1 protein-coding gene is annotated in these 1,024 nt (G+C 68.8%); it reads left to right on the top strand.

The genetic code is table 11. The features are described from left to right. The coding region (locus ACFWJO_RS41010; protein ID WP_386873513.1) for an acetyl-CoA C-acetyltransferase at nt 1-1,024 on the top strand (1,024 nt) is incomplete at both ends.

Here is a 1,024-nt window from a genome sequence, read left to right on the forward strand (position 1 = left end):
GCCAAGAAAGCACTCTGACCCCATGTACGAAGCAGTGATCTGTGAACCTGTCCGCACCCCCGTCGGGGGATTCGGCGGCATGTACCGCGACGTCCCCGTCACCACCCTCGCGTCGACGGTGTTGAAGGGTCTGATCGAGAGGACGTCGCTCACGTCCGACGACATCGACGACGTCATCTTCGGTCAGGGCTACGCCAACGGCGAGGCGGCGGCCATCGGCCGGATCGCTGCGCTCGACGCCGGCCTCGACGTCACCGTGCCCGGCATCCAGCTCGACCGCCGCTGCGGCTCCGGGCTCCAAGCGGTGATCTACGCGGCCATGCAGGTGCAGACCGGGATGAGCGATCTGGTGATCGCGGGCGGCGCCGAGTCGATGAGCCAGACCGAGTTCTACAGCACCGGTATGCGCTGGGGCGTCAAGGGCGCCTCGGTGGAGTTCCACGACCGCTTGGCCAAGCCCCGCACCAACTCCGGTGGCGTGAACTTCCCCGTCGAGGGCGGCATGATCGAGACCGCTGAGAACTTGCGCCGGGAGTATTCGATCAGCCGCGAGGAGCAGGACGCGTACGCCGCCGAATCTCATGCCCGTGCGATCCGCGCTCAGGACGGCGGCCTGTTCGACGCCGAGACGATCCCGGTGACCGTGCCGGGCAAGCGCGGCAAGGCTGACGTCGTCGTGACCACCGACGAACACCCGCGCCGCGACGTCACGGCCGAGTCGTTGTCGGCGTTGCGGCCCATCCGATCACGCGTCGATCCGGAGGCGACCGTGACCGCGGGCAACGCGTGCGGTCAGAACGACGCGGCCGCCGCCGCGATCGTGACCACCCCCGAGAACGCGGAACGTCTGGGCCTGCGCCCGTTCGCCCGGCTCGTCAGCTGGGGTGTCGCCGGCGTGGAGCCGAACCGGATGGGCATCGGCCCGGTCCCGGCCGTGGACAAGGCTCTCACCCGGGCGGAGCTCACCCTTAACGACATCGATCTCCTCGAGATCAACGAGGCGTTCGCAGCGCAGGTCCTGGCG

The organism is Streptomyces sp. NPDC127092 (assembly GCF_042722475.1).
In the GTDB taxonomy this organism is placed as follows: domain Bacteria; phylum Actinomycetota; class Actinomycetes; order Streptomycetales; family Streptomycetaceae; genus Streptomyces.